General features: G+C 58.1%; 26 protein-coding genes, 1 other RNA gene and 1 riboswitch. Of the genes, 3 read left to right on the forward strand and 24 right to left on the reverse strand.

All coding sequences use genetic code 11. From position 1 onward, the window contains the following. Positions 1-4: 4 nt before the first annotated feature. The 8 genes from fgIL to lfgB form a co-directional block, all read right to left on the reverse strand. Complete coding sequence (fgIL, locus tag R2E40_RS20545; protein WP_017409408.1) at positions 5-1108, reverse strand: lateral flagellar basal body P-ring FlgIL; 1104 nt, start codon at positions 1106-1108, stop codon at positions 5-7. An 8-nt stretch (positions 1109-1116) separates the two neighbouring features. Next, positions 1117-1788 carry a flagellar basal body L-ring protein FlgH gene (flgH, locus tag R2E40_RS20550; protein ID WP_017409407.1) on the reverse strand — a complete coding sequence of 224 codons (672 nt, stop codon included), beginning with the start codon at positions 1786-1788 and terminating at the stop codon, positions 1117-1119. Then, on the reverse strand, positions 1788-2573 hold the full coding sequence (lfgG, locus tag R2E40_RS20555) for a lateral flagellar basal-body rod protein LfgG (protein ID WP_017409406.1): 786 nt from the start codon (positions 2571-2573) through the stop codon (positions 1788-1790). Before lfgG ends, flgH begins: the two co-directional genes overlap by 1 nt. An 83-nt stretch (positions 2574-2656) precedes the next feature. Then, on the reverse strand, positions 2657-3391 hold the full coding sequence (gene lfgF / locus R2E40_RS20560) for a lateral flagellar basal-body rod protein LfgF (RefSeq protein ID WP_017409405.1): 735 nt from the start codon (positions 3389-3391) through the stop codon (positions 2657-2659). A gap of 10 nt (positions 3392-3401) precedes the next feature. Next, entirely contained in the window at positions 3402-4628 is a 1227-nt protein-coding gene (gene flgEL, locus R2E40_RS20565; RefSeq protein ID WP_318164281.1) for a lateral flagellar hook protein FlgEL, read from the reverse strand. 18 nt (positions 4629-4646) lie between these two features. Next, a complete protein-coding gene (locus R2E40_RS20570) occupies positions 4647-5342 on the reverse strand; it encodes a flagellar hook assembly protein FlgD (RefSeq protein WP_043126859.1) in 696 nt (231 codons plus the stop codon). Positions 5343-5345: 3 nt separating this feature from the next. After that, a complete protein-coding gene (gene flgCL, locus R2E40_RS20575) occupies positions 5346-5771 on the reverse strand; it encodes a lateral flagellar basal body rod protein FlgCL (protein WP_017409402.1) in 426 nt (141 codons plus the stop codon). Between the two features lie 2 nt (positions 5772-5773). Continuing rightward, entirely contained in the window at positions 5774-6163 is a 390-nt protein-coding gene (gene lfgB, locus R2E40_RS20580; protein WP_268000075.1) for a lateral flagellar basal body rod protein LfgB, read from the reverse strand. A 51-nt stretch (positions 6164-6214) separates the two neighbouring features. Here lfgB and lfgA point away from each other — a divergent pair, with 51 nt between their 5' ends. The 3 genes from lfgA (at position 6215) to lfgN (ending at position 7807) form a co-directional block, all read left to right on the forward strand. Beyond that, on the forward strand, positions 6215-7015 hold the full coding sequence (lfgA, locus tag R2E40_RS20585; RefSeq protein ID WP_318164282.1) for a lateral flagellar basal body P-ring formation protein LfgA: 801 nt from the start codon (positions 6215-6217) through the stop codon (positions 7013-7015). Between the two features lie 76 nt (positions 7016-7091). After that, the gene (flgM, locus tag R2E40_RS20590) at positions 7092-7367 is read left to right on the forward strand and encodes a flagellar biosynthesis anti-sigma factor FlgM (RefSeq protein ID WP_045525721.1); all 276 of its coding nucleotides are present in this window, start codon (positions 7092-7094) and stop codon (positions 7365-7367) included. Next, on the forward strand, positions 7364-7807 hold the full coding sequence (gene lfgN / locus R2E40_RS20595) for a lateral flagellar protein LfgN (RefSeq protein ID WP_045525723.1): 444 nt from the start codon (positions 7364-7366) through the stop codon (positions 7805-7807). The genes flgM and lfgN overlap by 4 nt, the downstream gene beginning before the upstream one ends. Before the next feature lie 3 nt (positions 7808-7810). On the opposite strand, the gene lfiJ is transcribed toward lfgN, so the two are convergent. From lfiJ to rsmI, 16 genes are all read right to left on the reverse strand, one after another. Continuing rightward, complete coding sequence (lfiJ, locus tag R2E40_RS20600) at positions 7811-8227, reverse strand: lateral flagellar protein LfiJ (protein ID WP_318164283.1); 417 nt, start codon at positions 8225-8227, stop codon at positions 7811-7813. A 9-nt stretch (positions 8228-8236) separates the two neighbouring features. After that, positions 8237-9568 (reverse strand): lateral flagellar FliI-like assembly ATPase LfiI, encoded by a 1332-nt coding sequence (gene lfiI / locus R2E40_RS20605; RefSeq protein WP_318164284.1) that lies wholly within the window; start codon positions 9566-9568, stop codon positions 8237-8239. Further along, the gene (gene lfiH / locus R2E40_RS20610; protein ID WP_318164285.1) at positions 9561-10253 is read right to left on the reverse strand and encodes a lateral flagellar assembly protein FliH; all 693 of its coding nucleotides are present in this window, start codon (positions 10251-10253) and stop codon (positions 9561-9563) included. Before lfiH ends, lfiI begins: the two co-directional genes overlap by 8 nt. Positions 10254-10265: 12 nt before the next feature. Next, the gene (gene fliGL, locus R2E40_RS20615) at positions 10266-11294 is read right to left on the reverse strand and encodes a lateral flagellar motor switch protein FliGL (protein ID WP_017409395.1); all 1029 of its coding nucleotides are present in this window, start codon (positions 11292-11294) and stop codon (positions 10266-10268) included. Then, positions 11281-13023: a lateral flagellar M-ring protein FliFL gene (fliFL, locus tag R2E40_RS20620; RefSeq protein WP_318165577.1), complete on the reverse strand. Its 1743-nt coding sequence runs from the start codon at positions 13021-13023 to the stop codon at positions 11281-11283. The genes fliGL and fliFL overlap by 14 nt, the downstream gene beginning before the upstream one ends. Before the next feature lie 17 nt (positions 13024-13040). Beyond that, positions 13041-13367: a lateral flagellar hook-basal body complex protein LfiE gene (lfiE, locus tag R2E40_RS20625; RefSeq protein WP_017409393.1), complete on the reverse strand. Its 327-nt coding sequence runs from the start codon at positions 13365-13367 to the stop codon at positions 13041-13043. A 12-nt stretch (positions 13368-13379) separates the two neighbouring features. Beyond that, positions 13380-14756 (reverse strand): lateral flagellar response regulator transcription factor LafK, encoded by a 1377-nt coding sequence (lafK, locus tag R2E40_RS20630; RefSeq protein WP_318164286.1) that lies wholly within the window; start codon positions 14754-14756, stop codon positions 13380-13382. A 137-nt stretch (positions 14757-14893) separates the two neighbouring features. Further along, positions 14894-14981, reverse strand: a riboswitch (cyclic di-GMP riboswitch). A gap of 196 nt (positions 14982-15177) precedes the next feature. Continuing rightward, on the reverse strand, positions 15178-17253 hold the full coding sequence (gene lfhA / locus R2E40_RS20635; RefSeq protein ID WP_318164287.1) for a lateral flagellar biosynthesis protein LfhA: 2076 nt from the start codon (positions 17251-17253) through the stop codon (positions 15178-15180). 3 nt (positions 17254-17256) lie between these two features. Next, positions 17257-18393 (reverse strand): flagellar biosynthesis protein FlhB, encoded by a 1137-nt coding sequence (gene flhB, locus R2E40_RS20640; RefSeq protein ID WP_318164288.1) that lies wholly within the window; start codon positions 18391-18393, stop codon positions 17257-17259. Beyond that, on the reverse strand, positions 18390-19172 hold the full coding sequence (gene lfiR, locus R2E40_RS20645; RefSeq protein ID WP_017409389.1) for a lateral flagellar biosynthetic protein LfiR: 783 nt from the start codon (positions 19170-19172) through the stop codon (positions 18390-18392). The genes flhB and lfiR overlap by 4 nt, the downstream gene beginning before the upstream one ends. Then, positions 19169-19438 (reverse strand): lateral flagellar biosynthetic protein LfiQ, encoded by a 270-nt coding sequence (gene lfiQ / locus R2E40_RS20650; RefSeq protein ID WP_005305849.1) that lies wholly within the window; start codon positions 19436-19438, stop codon positions 19169-19171. Before lfiQ ends, lfiR begins: the two co-directional genes overlap by 4 nt. Position 19439: 1 nt before the next feature. After that, entirely contained in the window at positions 19440-20174 is a 735-nt protein-coding gene (gene fliP, locus R2E40_RS20655; protein ID WP_318164289.1) for a flagellar type III secretion system pore protein FliP, read from the reverse strand. Further along, positions 20174-20551 (reverse strand): lateral flagellar motor switch protein LfiN, encoded by a 378-nt coding sequence (gene lfiN, locus R2E40_RS20660; protein WP_017409386.1) that lies wholly within the window; start codon positions 20549-20551, stop codon positions 20174-20176. Before lfiN ends, fliP begins: the two co-directional genes overlap by 1 nt. Before the next feature lie 7 nt (positions 20552-20558). Continuing rightward, a complete protein-coding gene (lfiM, locus tag R2E40_RS20665) occupies positions 20559-21434 on the reverse strand; it encodes a lateral flagellar motor switch protein LfiM (RefSeq protein WP_029302030.1) in 876 nt (291 codons plus the stop codon). Between the two features lie 227 nt (positions 21435-21661). Next, positions 21662-22048, reverse strand: an RNA gene (rnpB, locus tag R2E40_RS20670) — RNase P RNA component class A. A gap of 115 nt (positions 22049-22163) precedes the next feature. Further along, positions 22164-22997 (reverse strand): 16S rRNA (cytidine(1402)-2'-O)-methyltransferase, encoded by an 834-nt coding sequence (gene rsmI, locus R2E40_RS20675; RefSeq protein ID WP_318164290.1) that lies wholly within the window; start codon positions 22995-22997, stop codon positions 22164-22166. Positions 22998-23114: the final 117 nt, after the last annotated feature.

Here is a 23114-nt window from a genome sequence, read left to right on the forward strand (position 1 = left end):
ATCCTTAGATGACCACCAGCTCTCCCTCGAGGGCACCAGCCTCATCGAGTGCTTGTAGGATGGCCATGACATCATCGGGGGTTGCCCCGAGCGAGTTGACTGCCTTGACGATCACCTCCAGTGAGGTGCCATCCGGCCAGACAAACATGTTGTTTCGTTCCCGATCCACCTGGATCTTCGAGTTGGGGGTCGTGGTGGTCTGCCCATTGGAGAAGGCATTGGGCTGACTGACCGTCTGGCTCTCGCCAATGGTCACCGTCAGACTACCATGGCTGACCGCCGCTTTGTGAACCTTGACCCCCTGCCCCATGACCACGGTTCCGGTCCGGCTGTTGAAGACGACCCGGGGGCGCTCCTTGCCCATATCAACCTGAATGTCCTGCAGCAGCGCCATGAACGAGATCCGCTGGCTCTCGTCCTTGGGAGCCGCCACCTGGATCCGCCCCGCACTGACTGCTCTGGCCACCGGCCCCAACTGACGATTGATCTCCCGCTCCACATTGCGAGCGGTCTTGAAGTTGGGCTGGTGCAGATTGAGCGTCACTTCGGGCTTTTCCGCAAAATTGCTGGCCACTTCGCGCTCTATGATGGCGCCGTTGGGAATGATCCCTGCGGTCGGCACGTTGATAGTGACAGAAGAGCCCGACTGCCCCTCGGCCTTGACCCCGGCCACCACCAGATTCCCCTGGGCGACGGCATACACTTCCCCATCGATACCGCGCAGTGGCGTCAGCAGCAGCGAACCGCCGCGCAGACTCTTGGCATCCCCGATCGAGGTGACCGTTACATCCACCATCTGCCCCTTGCCAGCCAAAGCCGGCAAATTGGCCTGAACTGACACCGCCGCAACGTTCTTGAGCTTGGGATCGATATCATCCGGCAGTTGGACGCCAAACTGCTTGAGCATGTTGGCCATCGACTGGCCGGTGAACTTGACCTGACTCTTGTCACCCGTGCCGGACAAACCCACCACCAACCCATAACCCACCAGCTGGTTGGTCCGCATCCCCTGCACATCGGCGATATCCAGCAAGGCCCGCTTGGCGGGTGCGGCATTAGCCCACCAGGGCAGGCAGAGGCAAAGCAGGGTGATAAACCATCTGTTCATGTAAAACCTCAAAAGGGGGCGAATGCGGAGCTGAAGAAACGCCCCAGCCACCCCATCTGGTTGCTGTCGGCAAGGGCGCCACGGCCGGCATAGGTGATGCGGGCATCAGCGATGCGCTGGGACGAGATGCGGTTGCTCTGGTCGATATCCTCAACCCGTACCATGCCACCCAACCGGATATACTCATCGCCCTGGTTAAGCCGGATCCACTTCTCGCCGCGGATCCCCAGCACCCCGTTTGGCATCACTTCGGCCACCGTCACCGTGATCGAGCCGGCCAGGGTATTTTGCTGGCTGGAAGTCGCACCGCCATCAAAGTCACGATCCGCGCTGAGTGACGCCCCCCAGTCAGAACGCACCTTGCCACCTATGGTCGGTGCCGGCACGTTCATACTGCTGTTCTTGCTCATGCTGGTATTGGCTTTCTTGCTCGACTGGGTGCGCTCTTCCAGCACCACGGTGAGAATATCACCGATACGATAGGCTCGACGATCCTGAAACAGGGTCATCATGTAGTCGCCGCGATAGAGGCTGCCGTCTTCTCCCTTGGCCGAGACGGGCAACTTGGGGCGTGAAGGCGCCCACTTTTCCTCACCCGGTTCGGGAGCCTTGAGCTCATAGGTGGCACAACCGCCCAACAGCAGAACCACCCACAGATAACGCCACATCGTCTTCATCATCACAGCGCTTGGGTAATGAACTTGAGCATCTGGTCGGCCGACGAGACGACCTTGGCGTTCATCTCATAAGCCCGCTGGGTAGTGATCATGTCGACCATCTCCTCCACCACGTTGACGTTGGAGCTCTCCAGCGTGAACTGCTTGATGGCCCCCATGGCCTCTTCACCGGGCACACCTTCAATGGCCTCACCAGAGGCGCCGGTCGCTCGATAGAGGTTACCACCGAGCGCTTCCAGGCCGGCAGGGTTGGCAAAGTTGGTCAGGGTGATGCGACCCAGCTCCACATTTTCCTGTTGGCCCGGCAAAGTCGCACTCACGGTTCCGTCGGTGCCGATGGACACCTTGGTCGCATTGTCCGGGATCTGGATCTGCGGCAGCATGGGCAAGCCATCGGAGTTGACCAGCAGGCCTTCGGCGTTGCGATGCCACTGACCATTGCGGGTATAGGCGGTCTCACCGTCAGGGCGTTCCACCCCGAAGAAACCGGCCCCCACGACCGCCATGTCCAGCTCCTGGTTGGTGTTCTGGAACTGGCCGGGAGTGAACACTTTCTGGGTACCGACCACACGAACCCCGTTACCCATCTGGATGCCGATGGGAGACAGGTTCTGTTGATCCTGCTGGGCCCCGGGCTGGCGTTGCACCTGATAGAACAGATCTTCAAAAGCAACCCGATCGCGCTTGAACCCGACCGTGTTTACGTTAGCCAAGTTGTTGGAAATACTGGCCATTTTGGCATCTTGCGCCGACAGACCGGTTTTACTTACCCAAAGTGCCGCGTGCATCTTCGTCTCTCCACCTGATTCATGAGGGCATCAACGCCCCCTCAATGCGAATTGGCCGTGGCGGGCGGCAAGCCCGCCACTCATCAGCCCTGGCCGGAAATCAACCGGGCACCTTGCCGGGCCTGATCGTCCGCCGTTTTCATCAATTTGACCTGCAGTTCGAAATTGCGGGTCAGCGACATGCTGCTGATCAGCTCGTCGACTGCATTCACGTTCGCCCCTTCCAGAAAGCCGGACGCCAGTACCACCTGCTCGCTGGCCTCGGCATCCCCGCCCTGACGCAACCGGAATAGACCATCCGGCCCCTTGACCAGTTCTGCCGGGTCCGGGTTCACCAGCTTGAGACGCCCCACATCCAGCCGGGCACCGCCGCCGGGCGGTGTGATGCTGAGCGAGCCATCCTTGCCAAAACTCAGATCCCGATAGGCAGGAAGCACCATTTCCCCGCCTTCCCCCAGTACCGGACGACCATTGAGCGTCAGCAGACCATCGGCATCGCTCTCCAGATTGCCGGCCCGGGTATAGGCCTCTTTGCCATCGGCGGTCTGGACCGTGATAAAGCCTTCACCGCGGATCGCCACATCCAGCTTGCGGCCCGTCTGCATCAGGGCTCCCGCCTTGAAGTCGGTACCGGCCAGCTCCTCGCGGGCCATTACCCGGCTTGGATAGCCATCACCGGCCAGGGCATAGGCCGACACGCGCTCGAAGTCGGCCCGAAAGCCGGCCGTGTTGACGTTGGCCAGGTTGTTTGCCCGGATTTGCTGGGCCATCAGGGTATGCTGCGCCCCCGACATGGCGGTATAGATAAGCTTTTCCACGCATCAAACCTTAGAAGGAGTTGAAGAGAACCTGGGTCATCTTGTCAGCGGAGCTGATGGTCTTGGCGTTGGCCTGATAGTTGCGCTGAGAAGTCATCAGGCTGACCAGCTCCCCGGTCAGATCCACGTTGGAACCCTCATAGGCCCCTGCGGTCAATGACCCCATGGTCCCTGTGCCAGGAGCACCCAATACCGGCTGGCCAGAGCTGAACGATTGCTGCCAGGTGGTGTTGTTGGTTTGCAGCAGACCGTTGGGGTTGGTGAAGTTCGCCATCACCACCTGGCCCTGCAACAGGCTCTGACCGTTGGTAAAGGTGGCATAGACACCACCATCGGCATCCACCCGCACCCCGGTCAGATCGCCGGCCGCATAACCATTTGACTGGTTGCGCGTGGCGTTGAAATCGGAAGCGTACTGGCTCACCTTGCTGACATCGATTGCGAGGTTAATATCCAAGGCTCCCGGCGCCTTGAGGGTCAGTGACGGCGGGAGTGTGGAGCTCGCCAAGGTGCCTTTCTCGCTGAACGTCAATGTGCCAAGGGCGCTATAAGGCGAGGCTTGTTCCGTGCCATCTTTATCAATAACTTTGCCATTAAAGGTATCAAATTGCTCCCAAGTATTGGCGCCGGTTTTGACGAAATACTGGGTGAGGGTGTGCTCAACCCCCAGCGAGTCATATACCTTACTGGACTGGGAATAGCTGAAGGTCTCTGACTTGTTGGGGTCAAAAGCGGGTGCGGGAGGGATGATAATGCTGGCATCGGCCTTGAGGTTGGCGACGAACTCCAGTTTGTCGGATGGTTTGGCAGGCAGGCTGCCAGCCTTGACCTGAATGTCTCCCACCACGCCGGACTGCAGTTCGCCCGCATCATTGGTGGTGTAGCCTTGCAGCCGGGTACCGCTGGCGGTGGTCAGGTAATTGTTGGGATCTCGCTGGAACATGCCTGCCCGGGTATAGGAGGTCTGGCCGTTGCTGTCCTTGAGCACAAAGAAGCCGCTGCCCGAGATCGCCAGATCCAGCCCACGACCGGTACGGGTCACGTCACCATTGCGGTCGAAGTTCTGGGAAACGTTGTTCATCTCTACACCACCAGCCTGACCACCGCCATAAATGGCAGCAAACTCGGCACGGCTGGACTTGAAGCCGGCCGTGCTGGCGTTGGCCACGTTGTTGCTGATGACACTCAATTCCTGGTTTACGGCGCGCAGGCCGCTCAATCCGATACTGAAAGACACAGTTTCGCTCCTATCTGATTACGCCGATTTGCCGAACTGGATGGCGCTGAAGAGAGGGACATCGCCCACTCCGGCCACCTGTAACATGATTTCGCCTGTACCAGGCAGGGTGACCCGCTCTACCGTGCTGGCCACATAATTCTTGGTAGTGGTCGCCACACCCTTGAGCGAGGCTTTGACCTCGAAGCTGTATTCACCGGCAGGCAAAGGCGGCAGTTCATAGTCGAGGCCACCGGCCTTGCTCTCACCCCAGCTCTTGGTTGCAACCAGGGTGCCGTGCTCGTCATACACCTTGAGCTCAACCTGATCGGCGGCACCGGCCAGCTCCACCTGCCCCCGGATCGCTTTTTCATCGCTCTTGGTCAGTGTCTTGCTCGGAACCATCACTTCCTTGTCGATCAGGTCCGTACTCTGCAGTACCTGCTGGGTATCCATCATGTTGATGGACTTCTGCTGCAAGACTTTCAGGCTTTCCACCCCTTCCACCATGCTGAACTGGGCCAGCTGGGTAACATACTGGGCACCATCCAGGGGGTTGGTGGGATCCTGGTTCTGGATCTGGGCAACCATCATCTGCAGGAATTCGTTACGCAACTGCATACCGCTCTGGGCATTCTGGCCGGCAGCCGTGTTATTGGGGGCAATCTCCGGTGTCGTGTTGCGCTGGCTGGTGCTGCGGGCCGTATCCAGACTGCTTACCTGAGGCAGACTCATGGCTTACACTCCCTGACCCAGGCGCAACAGACCCTGCTGCATGCTGTTGATGCGGTTGATCACCTCGACGGAGGTTTCAAAGCCACGGGAGGCACTCATCATGTCGGCCATCTCCTCCACCGCGTTGACGTTGGAGTAGTAGACAAAGCCATCCTGATCAGCCAGAGGGTTGGTGGGCTCAAGACGCTTCTCAACCTGACGATCGGATTGCACTATGCCGGCAATCTGCACCTGGGCCGACCCCAGTGACTCGGCATCCTGCACCCGCTGATAGAGGGTGGAGAACACCGGCTTGATGGCACGGAAGGCAGCCTCTTCACTGCCCGCGGCACTGTCCACGTTCGCCAGGTTGGAGGCAACTGTGTCCAGACGAACGGTTTGTGCTCGCATTGCACTACCGGCAATGTCATAGATGCGATTGAACGACATAATCAGCGGCCCTCGATCGCCTTGGCGATCCCGGTAATTTTCATATTCAGAAAGGTGAGACTGGTCTGGAAATCAGTGGCATTGTTGGCAAACTTGCTCTGCTCGACGCTGAGTTCGGCGGTGTTGCCATCCATCGATACCTGATAGGGAATGCGATAGAGAGGATGCAGCATGTCATTGGCCATGCTGCCTTGTGCAATGGCGGCACTCTCGTCTCCCGCTGCAACTTGCTGCGCGACACGCCCCAGAATCGTCTTATAATCGACATCCCGGGCCAGATAACCTGGGGTATCTACATTGGCCAGGTTGCCTGCCAGGATACGCGCCCGATCCGCCCGCACATCGAGGGCATAAGGGTGTACACCCAAAGCGCTGTCAAATGAGATACTCATGCTTCATCCTTCTATGAATCAGTCAGACCGGTGCACTCTTTATCAAGACTCATGCCAACCATGAAGAACCTTTATTTCCGCTGGTTACAGCGTCAACAGTGGCTGATAACACGGATAAAAGGGGAAGCACTGTTTCCCGTATGGAAGCGAAGCAACCTGCTGGCCCTGTGGCTGCTGTCATGGTCACTGCAGGCCGAGCCAACCGCCCTGACCCGGCAGCTTGAAGCGCTGTTACAGGAGGATGCCAGCCAGGCCCTGCATGCCTATCTGCAGCAGCAAGGCTGGCCAGCACCCGAAGCGGAATATCAGGTCTGGATCTCCCCGGCAGTCTCCCATCTGCCCGACTGTTCGCAACCTATCCGCCTGCAGGCCGGCGGTCTGTACCGTCAGCCTTGGGGACGACGACCCTATCTGGCAGAGTGCGTCGACCCGGCCTGGCAGATCAGGGCCAGGGTCGAGGTGACACTGATGCTGCCGGTCTGGGTGACGGCACAGGAGCTGCCGAGAGGCCATGTCATCCGACCGGGCGATCTGATCGAAAAATCACTTGAGGTCAGCCGGTTGCAACGTGGCTTTGTACCCACCTCAGAGTCTCTGGTGGGCAACAAGAGCAACCGCAACCTGCGGATGGGTCAGCTGATTGGTGAACTGGATTTGCAGAAAGCCTGGGCCATACGGGAAGGTGAAGGGGTGTTGATCCGGGCTGGCCAGGATGGATTTTCCGCCACAACACGGGGACGTGCACTGGCGAACGGGGCCATCGGCGAAGGAATTCGGGTGAAAAATCTGAGTTCGGGCAAGGAAATCCAGGCCTGGGTGATCGACAAGGGAGAAGTTGAAACCCGTTTTTAACACAAAGTACGGGTTTGATTTAAGTTACATCGACCTTGGGTCGCTTGTCATAGATAGACCATCAGGAATTGACGTTATGAAGATCACACGCACCGACCCGCTCTATGTTCAGGCCCAGCTGCAACGCAAGCAGGAAGCACCATCCACTCCGTCGCAACCACGCGCCAGCCAGGCAGATGCCCAGATCAGCACCACGGCCCAGTTCGTGAATCAGGCGAGGGCCGAGCTGGCTACGACTTCCGATGTGGACATGGACAAGGTCAACCAGATCCGCCAAGCCATCAGCGAGGGCAAGCTCGAACTCGACATGGATGCGCTGGGCCAGGCCATTCTGGACATGCATCGTCGATGAGCATGGACGCCAAGCAGAGGGTCAAAGAGCTGATCCTGGGCATTCAGCAAGACGGCACCCGCTATGGCGCCCTACAACAACTGCTGCAGCGCCAGCACAGTCTGCTGGCCGCTCACGACGTCGACGCGCTGGCTGAACATAATCAGCAGCAAACACAACTGATGATGCAGGTACAGCAACAGGCGCAACAACGCTGCCAGCATCTGCTGGCGCTGGGATTGAAGCCTGATGAAAAGGGGATGGCGGCACTCATCGAAAAACTGCCCGCCAACCTGCAACACAAGGTTGCCAAGCAGTGGCTGCAGCTGGAACAGCTGTTGCAGCAATGTCTGCGTCAGAACGAGCTCAACGGCCGCTTGCTGGCCGGCCAGATAGAAACCATCAATACGCTGCTGGGTCAGGAACCCGCCTATGGGCAGCAGGAACGCTTTCCGGATTAATCCCTACTCCCCTTTCAGCATGCGATGCCGCAGACTGGCCAGCTCATCCAGCTGGCGTTGATCGCGCGACTCCAGCTGCCGCTGCTGTACCTGTTCACGTTTATCCAGCAACAGCTCCAGCCCTTTGACCCGCCCAAACTGTTTGAGCACCTCTCCCTCGTGTCGCTCCAGATCGAGTCTGGCCAGAGCAGACTGCTGTATTTGATGGGCCAGCAGTTGCCGCAGCTGACCATCCATCTGATGCTTGTTCTGCCACAAAAGAGGGTGAAAAGTTGCCGAGCCACTGTGCAATGAGCCAATGATCTCCTGCAATCGCAATGCCCGCTGCTCTTCGCACATGGCATCTTCCCGCAGTCGTTGACGCTCCTTGCCCATGTTTTCCAGCGCATCCTGCTGCAAACCAAGATAAGACTTCAGCACGGCAGCCCCTTATTGCCTTCCGAGCACTTGTCTGAGCCCAGCGGTGACCTGGGCGAGAGGGGTCTCTTCGTGGATGCCTTGCTGCAGGAAGGCGGCAATGGCTGGATAACGCTGCACAGCTTCATCCATCTGGGGATCGGCGCCCGGCTGGTAACCACCTAGCGGCAGCAGCTCACGCACCTGCTGATAGCGACCCCACAGTTGACGCAGCGTGACAGCCAGTTGCTGCCACTCGGCAGGCACCACTTGCGGCATTACACGGCTGACCGAGGCACCAATGTCGATGGCTGGATAGTGACCTTCCTCCGCCAGCCTGCGGGTCAACACTATGTGACCATCCAGAATGGCGCGGGCCGAATCCACTACGGGATCCTGCTGATCATCCCCCTCCGCCAGCACCGTATAGAAGGCGCTCAGGGAACCATCCGGGTGCGTACCATTACCAGCCCGTTCCACCAGCTGGGTCAGCATGCTGAATACCGATGGCGGATAACCTCGAGTCGCGGGCGGTTCCCCTATTGCCAAGGCTATTTCACGCTGGGCCTGGGCATAGCGGGTCAGAGAGTCCATCAACAGCAACACATCCTGACCCTGCTCACGAAAGTACTCGGCGATACGGTGACACAGCTGAGCCGCCCGCAGCCGCATCAACGGTGACTGATCTGCTGGCGCCGCTATCACCACGGCGCGAGCCAGCCCTTCCGCCCCCAGGCTGTGCTCGATGAACTCGCGAACCTCGCGTCCCCGCTCACCAATCAGGCCGACGACGACTATCCGGGCGGTGGTATTGCGGGTCATCATGCCGAGCAACATACTCTTGCCGACCCCCGAGCCCGCAAACAGGCCCAGCCGCTGTCCCTTGCCGACCGTCAGCAGGCCGTTGATGGCACGGATGCCGACATCCAGCGGCTCACGGACCGGTGTACGCAGCAAAGGGTTCGGAGGGGAAGAGAACAGCGCCACATGCTCCCCCTCATCGCGCAGCGGCCGGCCATCCAGTGGCTGCAGCAGGCCATCGACGACACGCCCCAGCAGGTGTTCACCGACCCGAATCGTCTCTTCTCCGTCGATGGGCAGCACCCGGGCACCGGCATAGAGACCACCCATTGGTTGCAGCGGCATCAGATAGGAGACATCACGGTTGAAACCCACCACTTCAGCCAACAATGGCGTGCCTGTCGCAGTATCGACCCGGCAACGCTGACCCATCACCAGCTGGCAGCCCACCACCTCCAGCGTCAACCCCGTCACCCTCACCAGCCGACCATAGCGGCGAAAGCCGGGGACATCGTCAAAACTATCCAGCGCCGATGTGAGCGCCTGTTGCAGGGCTTCATGCATCCTGGGGCAATTCCAGTGTGCTGTTGAGCTGCTCCATGCAGGCGGCAAGGCGTTCGCTCGTGTTGACCTCTATGACTGCAGCCCGGGTCTCCAGGCGTGCATCGCCTATGCCCAGTGCCGGGTCCACCTGCAATGGCCACCCCTCGCAGCGGGTCACCCCCTGCTCTGCCAGTCGCTGACGATCCCCTTCGCTGAGATAGATCACCAGCTCTTCCGAGGTAGCGGGCAGACTCGCCAATGCCTGTTCTACCTGCTTGAGCACCTGTTGCGGATTGAGCGTAAACTCGGCCTGGATCACCCGCTTCGCCACCTGGGCAACCAGCCGGGCAACCAGTTCCTTCTGTTCCTGCATGCGACTGCGGGTCAGGGACTCCCACTGCGCCTGCAATTTGGCAAACGGCACCATGGCCTGATCGAAAGAGGCTCGCCCTTCCGCCAGTCCCTGGGCAAACCCGCGGGTTTGCCCTTGTTGCAGCCCCTTGGCTTCCCCTTCCACCAGACCGCTGGTCAGGCCCTGTTGGTACCCTGACTGATACCCTTCGTCGTGACCTTGTTCCAGACCCTGCTGATAGCCGAATTCGAATTGTTCCTGCTGGCTCTGTGCTTCTTCTCCACTCTGTCCCAACGACGGAAAACGGTAGAGACGGGTAGCTCCCGCCGCCAGCTTGCGCACACTGTGGCTCATGGACGCCTCCTGTTAATTGACGGTGGGTTCTTCGAATAGCTGGAATTCGACTTCGCCCTGCTCCACCAATTCGCGGACCAGCTGCATCACCTCTTCGCGGGCCTGTTCGACCTTGCGCAGAGAGACGCTGCCCTGTCCCTGGATCTGGGCTTCCAGCGCCTGTGCCATCCGCTTCGGCATGGCTCCCAGCACCACCTTGCGGAAGCTGGCCTCGGTATTTTTCAGTGCCAGCGCCAGCAGATCGCCTGGCAGCTCTTGCACCAGACGCTGCAGGGTTTCGTCGGTCTGACGACGCAACGCCATGAAATCGAACATGTTTTTCTCGATTTCCAGCGCCATGTCACCATCGTGTTCGCGCAGCAGAGAGAGCATCTGTTCCTTGTCACCCTGATAGCGGTTCAGAATGTCCGCCACCTGGCGCACCCCGTTGACCTTGGCTCCCGACTGATCGGCAACGTAAGCCAGACAGCGGTCCAGGGTCAGACGCAATTCTCCCAGCACGTGTTCGCTGACACTGTTGAGACTGGCGACACGAACCAGCAGATCGTCGTGTACCGAACCCGGCAGAGCATCCAGCACGGCGGATGCCGTCTGCGGGGGCAGGAAGGCCAGCAACACGGCCTGCATCTGTGGATGTTCATTGCGGAAGAAACGGGCAAGCACCTCGGCGGGTACCCACTGCAAACGCTGGATGTCCTGGCTCATCACGTCGCCATACAGGCTGTCGAGCAGGCTGCGGGAGAGGCGCTGGCCCAGCGCCAGATCCAGCGTCTGTTCCAGATACTCGCGTGAGGCGCTGCCGATGCCGCTCTGTTCACGGTACTGATTGAAGAACTGCTGCAGCGTCCACTTGGCCTCCATCGAACTGACCCCTGACAGGCCGGCCATCTTGGAGATAAGTCGTTGTACCTCATCACGGGACAGTTTTTGCATCACCTTGGCGGCGGCCTCGGTCCCCATGCTCAGCAGCAGAATCGCGGCCTTCTCCAGATTGTCGATGTCGATGTCGACGGCGTTTTGGTTCAGGTTAACGTTGTTCATTGCCACTCACCCATGATCTGACCACTTCCGCGACGCGCGCCGTGTCTTTTTCCACCAGCAGTTGCAGGTGTTTGAGCTGTACTTCAAGTTCGGAGCCAGGCTCCGGCAAAGCCTCCAGATCCAGCGAGGAGAACTGCGGTTCCATCTGGTTGTCAGAGCGGATCAAACCATTGCCCATCGCGGGGGCAGCCAGAGCCGCATCATCATCCCGACGCATGGAAAGACCCACAGTCGGTTCCAGCGGCTCATCCTGCTCCTCGGTCGCGGTTTCCTCCGGCAACTGCTGGGTACGCACCAGATGTTTGACCAACGGTCTGATGCCGAAGAACACCAGCGTCAGGCCAAGCAAGCCGCCCACCAGGTAACGCAGAGAGTCCTGCCAGTACGGGGTTTCCCACCAGCTCGACTCGGGCGGAGCGATCGGCACGGCACCGGTAAAATCGAATACCTGCAGGCTGATCTGATCACCACGGGTATCGTCAAACCCCACCGAACGCTCCACCATCTGCCGGATCTGCTCCAGCTGCTGCTCATTCCAGCCACCCTTGGGGGCACTCTGCTGGTTCAGCAAGATGGAGACATTCATCTTCTCCAGGCGACCCTGCTGGTAGCGGGTGTGTACTATGGTGCGGCTGTTTTCGTACTGCTTGTTGACCTCTTGGCGCTCGGTACGAGAATCGTTCTTCTGGGCTTCTGCGCTGGCCGCCCCCTGGTTCTGGGCTGGTTGTTCACTCTTGGGCGTCGTTTCGGGCGGGCGATTGGACAAGGCGCCGGGGATCCCCAATGCCAGCGCATCGATGGTTTTGTCCGACTTGCTGGACTCTTTGGTGACCACGCCTTGTGGATCCAGCTGCTGCTGGGTCTCCTCTACCGCATTGAAGTTCACGTCGGCAGCAATCTGTACCCTGAAGTTGCCGGTGCCCAGCATGGGATAGAGCATGTCGCTGGCGCGCTGACGGATGTACTGCTCCAGCTTGCGTACGTACTCCATCTGCTGCACGCTCTGCTTGCCAAAGCCAGCCTTGTCTCCCAGTTCGGCGCTGAGCAGCTGACCTGCCTGATCCACTATGGTCACTGCCCCCGGCTTCATGCCGGAGATGCTGCCCGCTACCAGATTGGCGATCGCTTCGACCTGTCCAGGCTCCATGGCCTGACCAGGCTGCAGGTCCAGCATGACGGACGCACTGGGCTTCTCTTCATCCCGGCCGACGAACAGTGTCCGCTTGGGGATCGCCAGATGCACGCGGGCGCTGCGCACCGCATCCAGTGAAATGATGGTTCTCGCCAGCTCTCCTTCCAGCGCATGCCGGTAACGGGCTCCCTCCATGAACTCGCTGGTCCCGAGGCCCGTCACATTGTCCAGCCCTTCCAGACCGGCTGGCATGGCGGCCCTCACCCCTCTGGCCGCCAGCGCCATGCGCACATGGGCCAGCTGATTTTCCGGCACCAGGATCTGGCCGGAGCTCTTCTCCAGCCTGAATGGCACCTGCTCTTTCTCCAACATCTCCATGATGTTGGCCGTGTCATACAACTCCTGCTTGCCGTAAAGAGGGACGTAGTTCTTGCTGGAGGTCCACAGGATCACCACTATGGTACCCGCCACGATGGCGGCGAGCAGCGCTATGGTCAGAATGGATTTGTTGTCGCGGGACAGACTGCGCCAGTTGCGCAACCCCTCCTGGACGCGTGTTCTGAAGGAATCCGAAGCCCCTTGCGGGGACGTTACCAGTTCAGTCATCACTTACCTCAGAGTGGCATACGCATAATGTCGTCGAAACCGGTCATCAGCTTGTTTCGCACCTGCATGAGGGCGGAGAAACTGAGGCCCGCTTTCTGGCTGGCAACCATGGCACCAACCAGATCATCGCTCTGACCCGCATCCACGGCAGTCATCAGCCGTGAGGCGATATTTTGTTGCTCGTTGACCCGGCCAACCACATCGCGCATGGCGTCACCGAATGATACGTTCGAGACATCATTTGATTCGATAACAGGGGTTTGGCTGGCGACTCGCTGCATCTCCTGCATCTGCTGCAAGAGCGTCACCTGTGATGACATCATTTCAATCTTCACTCGGTTTATCCCTTAGTTTTGAAGCTGCTGCTCAATATCTATGCCCTGCTCACGCATGGCCGCCAGCTTGTATCTCAGTGCCCGGGTCGTCATCCCAAGGGCTTCAGCCGTGCGGGTCCGATGGCCGCGAAAGCGGCGCAAGGTCTCTAGTACAAATTGAAATTCTGCATAGCGGCGAGTCTCACTCAGCCCTTCCGGGGCGGAAAGTACTTCCGGCAACGCATCGTCGGATTCAATGGTATAACTGGGTAGCATCAAATCGACGGCCTGAATATGCAATCCGCGAGCCATGATTAATGAACGTTGTATGACATTGTCCAACTCCCTGACATTGCCGGGCCAGCCGTATGTCAGCAGTTGCTTGCGCGCATTTTCACTGAGGCGATAGCCCTGCTGCGGGGCATGCAGTTCAACGAAGTATTCCGCCAGCGGCAATATGTCGTCGGGGCGCTCACGCAACGCAGGCCAGCTCATGGGCAGCACATCGAGGCGATAGAACAGATCCTCCCGAAACTGACCTGCCATGACGAGGGTGCGTAGATCCTTGTTGCTGGCGGCGATGATCCGGACATCCAGCGCAATGGTTTGATGGCTGCCGAGCCGTTCAACTTCTTTCTCCTGCAAGACCCGCAGCAATTTTGCCTGCAGCGTCAACGGCAATTCGGAGATTTCGTCGAGCAGCAACGTGCCTCCCTGGGCCTGCTCGAATTTCCCGGCCTGGGCTCCCGTTGCACCGGTAAATGCGCCCTTGTTGTGGCCGAACAGAATGGACTCGAGCATGGATTCGGGGATAGCCGCGCAGTTGATGGCAACGAATGGTCGACCGGCCCGGCTGGACATGTCGTGGATATAACGGGCCAGTCGCTCCTTGCCAGTACCGGACTCACCACCAATCAGAATGGTAGCAGGGGTCTTGGCCGCGCGGCGGGCCAGTTGCAGCACTTGCAGGCTCATGGCGGAGACAGCGATCAGATTGGGAATGGATTGACGCAAGCGCAGCGCCCCCTTCACTGCATCAACCATCTGCTGACCACTGAAGGGTTTGATGATGTAGTCGATGGCCCCCGCCCGCATCGCTTCCGCCGCAAGATAGGCTTGATGTTCGTTGACCAACACCATGCAATCAGTGCCACTGAAATCATGTACCAATTGCGGACCTGCTTCGGTCATGGCATCCATATCGAGCAGGATCAGATTAACTGAATTATCAGCGAGAATTGATTTTGATTTGCTGATGGAATCAACACAGGAAATGTTATAGCCATGAGCCAACAATATTCCAGCAATATCGTTTCCATTTGATAACAAAGAGCCAATCAATAACAAATGGGGAGCACTCTCAATAGCGATTGGCCTTGAGTTTTTTTTGGTAGATAAATCCGAAAGCATAGGAACCCGAACCCGTGATTGTGGACAAACCAATCAACAGAACTGATGTGTCAAAAATAAAAGCGCACCATCCCAAAAGGCGCCGAAAAAGACGTCATTTATTGGGTGAGAGGTGATATCAAGGCGGTGACAATAGCCTTGGTAACCCCGCTATCATTAGCATTCCTGCTATTAGACCGGAGGCTTTGCGTCCTGACTTTTCAGTTCAGTTTGCCTTTATCATGCGACTGTCCGTATTGGGACAAGGCGGCACCACCTATTCGATGGGAGCTGCATGGCACATGTGAATTGTTATATTTGTTATTTATTTTTAACATCAAGTGCGTCAAAAACAGTCACATCATAACGGCTTCCAATGACAATTCAAGTAGATATGCGGAATATCATCTTCCTGTCAGTTCATTAACATGGCAGTTCCGCTTCAGCCCAAGGTGCCAATAACTTCCACCCGTAAATCCTCCGGAATTTCATTATAAGAGAGCACTTTGAGGCCTTTTGAAAATGAACGGGCATAGCGTGCCATCAAGGGGCGAAGTTGAGGCATGACCACCAACACGGGAGCATGTCCCTGCTGTTGCAATTGCTCCTTCACCAGCGGCATGTTTTGCTGCAATTGCGCCAGCAACTGAGGATCAACCGGAAAACTGTCCAGCTGGATCTTGCCTTGCTGCTGGGACTGGTTCATGGCCGCCAGCAAGGTTTGCTCCAGCCGATCATCCAGCGTAAAGGTGGCCAGTACATCCCGGTTGCCGATGGCCTGTCTGACAATCTGGCGCTTGAGTGCACAACGCACATCGGAGGCCAGCAGAACCGGATCCTTGGTCAACTCACTCGCATCCAGCAAGGTAGTGGCAATGGTGCGGATATCGGTCAGACTGATCTGCTCCTTGAGCAGTTGACGAAAAACTCGCAATTGCTGCATTTGGGTCAGCGCCAGATTCAGTTCTTCCGCCAGCCGAGGAGACTGGGTAGCCAGGTGCTGGCCAAGCTTACCGACCTCGTCATGACCGAACAATCCATCCAGCTGCTCCCTGAGCAGCTTGCTTGCATGAGTGGCGATGACGGTCGCAGAATCAACCACCGAGTAGCCCAGGTTCAGCGCCTTGGCCTTGTTCTCAGGCGAGATCCAGACTGCACTCATGCCATAGGCCGGATCCTGGGTCAGCTCACCGTCCAGCGCACCATAGGTTTCACCACTGCTGATCGCCATCAACCGCTGGCAATCCACGTTACCGGTCGCCAGCCCTACACCTGACAGCTTGATCCGGTATTGATCCGGCTGCAGTTGCAGGTTGTCACGTACCCGGATTTCGGGCAGCAGAAAACCATACTGTTCTGACAAGGTTTTACGAATGCCCCGCACCCGCGCCAGCAATTCAGCCCCCTTGTCGGCCTCAGCCAGTGGTACCAGCCGGTAACCCAGTTCAATGGCAACCGCATCGACCGGCAGCAAATCCTGCCACTCCAGCCCCTGCGGTTCCGGCTGGACCAGCTGACGAGTCAATTCTTGCGCGGCATCCAGATCCGGTTCATTGGCCCGACGCTTGCTCACGCTCCAGCCAGCCCAGGCCAGTACGGCAGCGAAGCTGAGGAATGCCAGCATGGGCATACCGGGTACCAGACCCAGGATCAGCATGATGGCAGCCGCAGTGTAGATTACCCGGGGCGATGCCAGGATCTGCTGACCCACCTGATCAGACATCTCTCCTTCATCACTGACCCGGGTCACTATGATGGCCGCTGCAGTGGACATCAGCAGGGAGGGGATCTGGGCAACCAGACCATCACCGATAGTGAGCAGTGCATAGCTCTGGAACGCTTCAGCAACTGGCAGAGAGTGCTGGAAAATACCGATGGCCAAACCGCCAACCAGGTTGATGATGAGCACCAGCAGACCGGCAATGGCGTCACCACGCACGAATTTGGACGCGCCGTCCATCGCACCGTAGAAGTCAGCTTCCCTCGCGATCTCATCACGCCTTGCCCGCGCCTGATGCTGATCCAGGGTGCCGGCATTGAGATCGGCATCGATCGCCATCTGTTTGCCCGGCATGGCATCCAGGGTGAAACGGGCGGATACTTCGGAGATCCGCTCTCCCCCCTTGGTGATCACCACGAAGTTGATGATCATCAGGATCACGAAGACCACCAGACCGACGACATAGTTGCCACCGATCACTACCTCACCAAAGGCTTGAATGACCTTGCCCGCGGCCTCATGCCCTTCATGACCATGCAACAACACCACCCGGGTAGAAGCGACGTTCAGCGACAGTCGCATCAAGGTGGCAACCAGCAGAACGGTCGGAAACACGGAAAAATCGAGCGGTCGACGAGCCGAGACCGAGACCAGCAACACCAGCACCGCCAACACTATGTTGAATGTAAACAGAGCATCCAGCAGCCAACCCGGCAGAGGCAGGATCATCATGGCCAGAATGGCCAGGAGCATCATGGGGATCGCGGTATAGGATTTGGTCAATACACGCCAGTTCACAACTTACCTCTCAGGTTGACGTAACTCGGGCGGCACATGCAAAGGCGCAAGAGGGTTGGGTTTTTTCCCCTTGCCAGCCGCATAGGCCCGTAACTGCAATACATGGTTCAGCACATAGGCGACCGCGGTGTAGAGGCCCGCCGGCACCTCCTGGTCCACCCGGGTGGAGTAGTAAATGGCCCGGGTCAGCTCAGGCAGACTCATGACCATCTTGTCATGCTGCTTTGCGACCTGGCGGATCCGTTCCGCCATGCCATCGACCCCTTTGGCAATCACATAGGGTGCATTGGCCCGGGCAGGGTCATACTTGATGGCCACCGCATAATGGGTCGGGTTGACGATGATCACATCCGCCTGCGGCACACGCTGTTCAATGCGCGCCCTGGCAAGCATCCCCTGAACCTGACGGATCTTGGCCTTTATCTCGGGTCTGCCTTCGCTATTCTTGTGCTCATCCTTGACTTCCTGCTTGGTCATGCGCAACTGCTTGTTCAACGACCAGCGCTGATAGGGCACATCCAGCACGGCAATCAGCATCTGCACGGAACCAAGCAAAATAAATGCCTGTGAAAGAATGCGCAGCGCCTGCTCCATCGCAGCCTGGGGAGGCATGCGGTTCATCATCATCAGCAAGGGCCACTGATGCTGCAACATCAAGGCCAATGTCGAACCAATGAGCAGGATCTTGAGTATCGACTTGAGCAGCTCCATCATGCTGTGAGACGAGAACATCCGTTTAAGCCCTTTGAGCGGATTGATTTTTTCCACACTGGGCAGGAGTTTCTTCCAGGTCAGTACCATGCCGCCCGGAACAATGCTGAGCAGCACCAGCAGCAGGGCCAGAAAACCGAACAGAGGCAGCAAGACCCACAACATGCTGAGCAGGGCTTCTGCCGTCCAGTGGAGCATCATCTGGGGATCCCGGGCCCCCTGCCAGTCGAAACGCTGGGGGCGTTTCATCAGCTCGGCGAAGAAGTTGCCGAAGCTGGGCACCATCCATTGCATGGCGAGCCCCCCCAGCAACAGCAGCCCGGCCGAGCTCAGCTCCTTTGAGCGCGCAATTTGCCCCTCTTCCCGTGCCTTGCGCAGTTTCTGGGAAGAAGCCTCTTCGGTTTTGTCCTGAGCGCTGTTCTGACTCATGAAGGTGTCAGTGCCCTGAGCTGTTCCAGCACATAGGTCACCAGATCAAGGTAACGAGCCGGCACACCGCTGATGGAAATGGCCATGGTCAGCAGACCCAGCATCAGCGTCATCGGAAAGCCCAGCGAGAAGATATTCAGGGAAGGGGCGGTTCTGTTCATCACCCCGAAGGTAAGGTTGACCATCAACATGGCAACCACGGCTGGCAGAGTCAGGATAAGCGCGGCCCCGATACTCCAGCCAAACAGACCGATGACCCCTTTCATGTCCAGCAGATCGAGCGAGGAGCCGGGTGGCCAGCTCCGCAGACTCTGCACCAGCACGTCCAGCGTGACCAGGTGGCCATTCAGGCCGAGAAACAACAATGAGCAGAAGATAAGCATCAGCTGGCTGACAATGGGGGCCGTATCTCCGTTGCTGGGATCATTCATCACCGCCATCGCCAGCCCCATCTGCATGGAGAGGATCTGACCGGCCATGGTCATGATCATGAACAGCATCTGGACACAAAGCCCGAACAGCAGTCCAAACAATAACTGCTCTATGGTCAGCACCAGCGCCCCCGTGCTGAAAGGGTCGACCACGGGCATGCCCTTGAGCATGGGCGCCAGCAGCAGGCTGATGATGAAGGCAAGAAATAGACGAACCTGAGGCGGCAACCGGCCATCACCGAAGATGGGCATCACCCAGAAGGCGGTGGCGATCCGGATGAACGGCCACCACCACTGCCCCAACCAGGCCGTCAGGTCGGCTGCGCTGAGGGACAGCAGAGAATTCATCCGATCAGTCCGGGTATCTTCAAAAACAGATCGTGGAACAGGGTAGTGATTTGGGAGAGCAGCCAGTTTCCGGTAAAGATGAGCGTCATCAGGGTTACCAAAAAACGAGGCAGAAAGCTGAGGGTCTGTTCTTGGATCTGCGTTGCGGCCTGGAACACGCTGACGATGAGGCCGATGATGAGGCCGGGAACAATCAGCACCGACACCATCACCACGACCAGGTTGACGGCACCGCCAACCAGCGCAACACTCTGCTCCGGCGTCATGTCAGCTTCCCCCGCCAAAGCTGGCCGCCAGCGTACCGACCGTCATCGACCAGCCGTCTACCAGCACGAACACCATCAGCTTGAATGGCAACGAAATGATCAGAGGGGACAACATCATCATCCCCATCGCCATCAGCACGCTGGCCACCACTAGGTCGATCACCAGAAAGGGGATGAACAACATGAATCCGATCTGGAATGCCGTATTCAGCTCGCTCAGCACAAACGCCGGCAACAAGACACCGAACGGGACGTCGGCCTTGCTGAGGGTAGTGGGCTCACCGGAGATCCGCAGCATCTGCTCCAGATCCGGCTCCCGGGTCTGGGCCAGCATAAAGTGACGCAGCGGTTTTTCAGCCCGGGCCAGCCCTTCCGACAAGGTAATTTCGTTCTGATCGTAGGGAACAAACGCGTTCTGATACATATCGGTCCAGACCGGACGCATGATGACCAACGTCAGGATCAGGCTGATACCGATCAACACCCTATTAGGCGGGCTTTGCTGCAATCCCATCGCCTGCCGTAAAATTGCCAACACTATGATAATACGAGTAAAACTCGTCATCATCAGCAACAGAGTCGGCAACAATCCCAACAGGGTCATGAAGAAGAGGATCTGCAACTTGATGTTGTAGTCCTCGCCACCACCCGCCCCTGGCAGTACTGAGAACAGCGTCATATCCGCCCCCCAGCCGGGCAGCGAAAACAACAGCAGAGCAAACGGCAGATGGCGCATCAGTCGTCCATGCCACCCAGCAGGTTGGTGTCGATCACATCTACCAGACGCAGGCCATATTTGCCGTTGACCACGACCACTTCGCCCTTGGCCAGCAGTCGGCCGTTGACTCGAACATCCAGCGGTTCACCAGCCAACTTGTCGAGCTCGATCACGGCCCCCTCTTCAACACGCATCAAATCACCGAGAGGCACTTCGGTGCTGGCCACTTCCAATGTCACTTTGACCGGGATCTGGCGAAAAAAGGAGAGATCACGCTGCTTGCTGCTACTGGTGGGGGACATGTAATCGGCGGCACTCGGCATGCTGATATCATCACCAAACAGTTGATCCAGTCCATCCAGGTCCAGCGGGTCGTTCATATTGTGCTCGTTCATGATGTGATTATTCCTCTACAACTGTCGCGACCTGATAGACCAGGTTGCCTTTATGTTCGGCGACTCGTCCGCTGAAACAGGAACGATTGCCAATCAGGGCCGGAACTACCTCAGGTAGATCCAGCGAGAGCACATCGCCTACCTTGAGGCACTCCAGATCGGCCAGTGTCATGGAGAGTTGTCCCATGACCACGCGCAACCGCACTGGCACATGTGTCAATGCTTGCTCCAATGCACCATCTTGCAAATCATGTCCCACAGAGCAACCGTTACTCTCGGCAGGTGGTACCAGCCAGAGCCGCCAATCATGGGCAAAACTGCCCACGGTCAGGTTGGCCTCTGCCATCCACAACCGTGATTGCGGTAATGCATCGCGGGTAATCAAGGTCAGCTGCCAATCAAGATCGCCCAGTCCCAGACATGAAGACCAGATGTCGACCTGATATTGGCAAAGACGCAGCATCAGCCGCTGCTCAGTATCGGTCAGCCCTTTACCATGGGAGGGAGCCTCGCTCTGGTCACGCAATGCACCACCAAAAAAGAGTACGGCCAGGCGATATATGACGGCCGGCGAGATAGAAAAATAGGCAACCCGATGCGCATCGAGTGCACTGCGAGCTTCAACCCAGATAAGACCGTCGTCATGCTCCGGAGATGCCAGCACGGTGAACTCCTGATAATTCAGTTCACAATCCGCACTATTGAAAAGCTGGGCCATACACCCTGCCGCTTGCAGAGAAAAGGTTCCCAACAGGGCATTGATTTGTTTGAGTCGTTCCTGGTCGGCACGTTCAATACCAAGAAGATCGTAATGGGGAAGAGTTTTGCCCCGCTGTGCACAGAGCAACCGGGAAGGTGTGAGCATTACGCCGCTTGATGACATTCAAAATCCACCTTAGCCATTCTTATTTCACCTTACAGCCACAAAGGCGTCTATCAGGCCAGCCATGTGATCGGTACAGATAGTCCAGCCGACTTAGAGCGACCAGAATGGGCGAGAACTTTATTACAAAACCCTAAAAGGCGCCACGCACCAGGCCCGCAACTCCATAATAAAAATCCCGGCACCAGAAGGTGCCGGGATTAGTTGGTATTTGCATACCTTGAATAGGTCGGAGTCGGCCTGTAAGCCGGGTTCTGTACCGGGTTGCCCCGGGTAGCAATCATTCCTCTAGGCCAGCAATCGCTCGCTGGCTCAAGCAACCTACCCGCCCCCAACGCGGGCCGCGCCAATAGGGGCCTATTTGGTCTTGCTTCGGGTGGAGTTTACCGTGCCACGAACTGTTGCCAGTCGCGCGGTGCGCTCTTACCGCACCCTTTCACCCTTACCTGATCCCTTGCGGGCCATCGGCGGTTTGCTCTCTGTTGCACTGGTCGTAGGCTCACGCCCCCCAGGCGTTACCTGGCACCCTGCCCTATGAAGCCCGGACTTTCCTCCCCTCCGCCCGTCTGTCCCGAGGGACACAACGACGAAGCAGCGATTGCCCAGCCAACTCCGGGCGCGGATTATAGCCTTGTCCGACACCTCCGGTAAACCTGCAATTGAGTTTTGACCGAGTTAATCGCACTCGAGAGAACGCCAAGGCTGGCCTCCGGCCTGCATCTACCCGCCTCAGTAATGTTCGAGGCCGTACTTGTAGAGCGCGTTCTTCTTCACCCCGTGGATCTCGGCGGTGAGCGCCGCCGCTTTTTTGAGCGGAAGTTCGGCAACCAGCAGACCCAGGGTGCGGATCGCCTCGGCCGGCAGCTCCTCTTCCGTTTTATTGGCCCCCGCGACCACCAGCACGATCTCGCCGCGGCAGCGATTTTCGTCCTCACCCAGCCAGACCAGCATCTCGGAGGCAGGCAGACCGTGAATCGACTCGAAGGTCTTGGTCAACTCGCGACACACCACCACCTGGCGTTCGCCGAGAATGCGGGCGATTGCTTCCACCGTGTCCTGCACCCGACGCGGGGATTCGTAGAACACCAGTGAGCGGGTGTCTTCGATCACCGCCTGCAAACGGTCGTCTCGGCCCTTGGCTTTTGCCGGCAGGAATCCTTCGAAGGCAAACCGGTCGGTGGGCAGCCCGGCAGCTGACAGCGCCGTGATGGCGGCACAGGGGCCGGGCAGCGGCACTACCTTGACCCCGGCTTCGCGACAACGGGTGACCAGGTGATAACCGGGGTCGCTGATGAGTGGCGTACCAGCATCGGAGACCAGGGCCACGCTCTTGCCCTCTTTTATCCGGCCGATCAGCACGTCCGCCTTCTGCTGTTCGTTGTGATCGTGCAGCGCGAAGGTGGACACCGAGATTTGATAGTGGCTGAGCAGGATGCCGGTATGGCGGGTATCCTCGGCAGCCACCAGATCGACACTGCGTAAAATGTCCAATGCACGCTGGGTAATGTCAGCCAGATTGCCGATCGGGGTGGGGACTATGTACAGGGTTGGGATGTCACTCATGGGAGCTCCGAGTGTCCCGACAATTGTGTCGCCATATTGGCCCGTTTACACTATGGAGAATTTCAACACTGGTCGGGGAATGAACTTGAACCGGGTTACAAAGCAGCTAAGTGTATC

The organism is Aeromonas sp. CD (genome assembly GCF_033349375.1).
In the GTDB taxonomy this organism is placed as follows: domain Bacteria; phylum Pseudomonadota; class Gammaproteobacteria; order Enterobacterales; family Aeromonadaceae; genus Aeromonas; species Aeromonas hydrophila.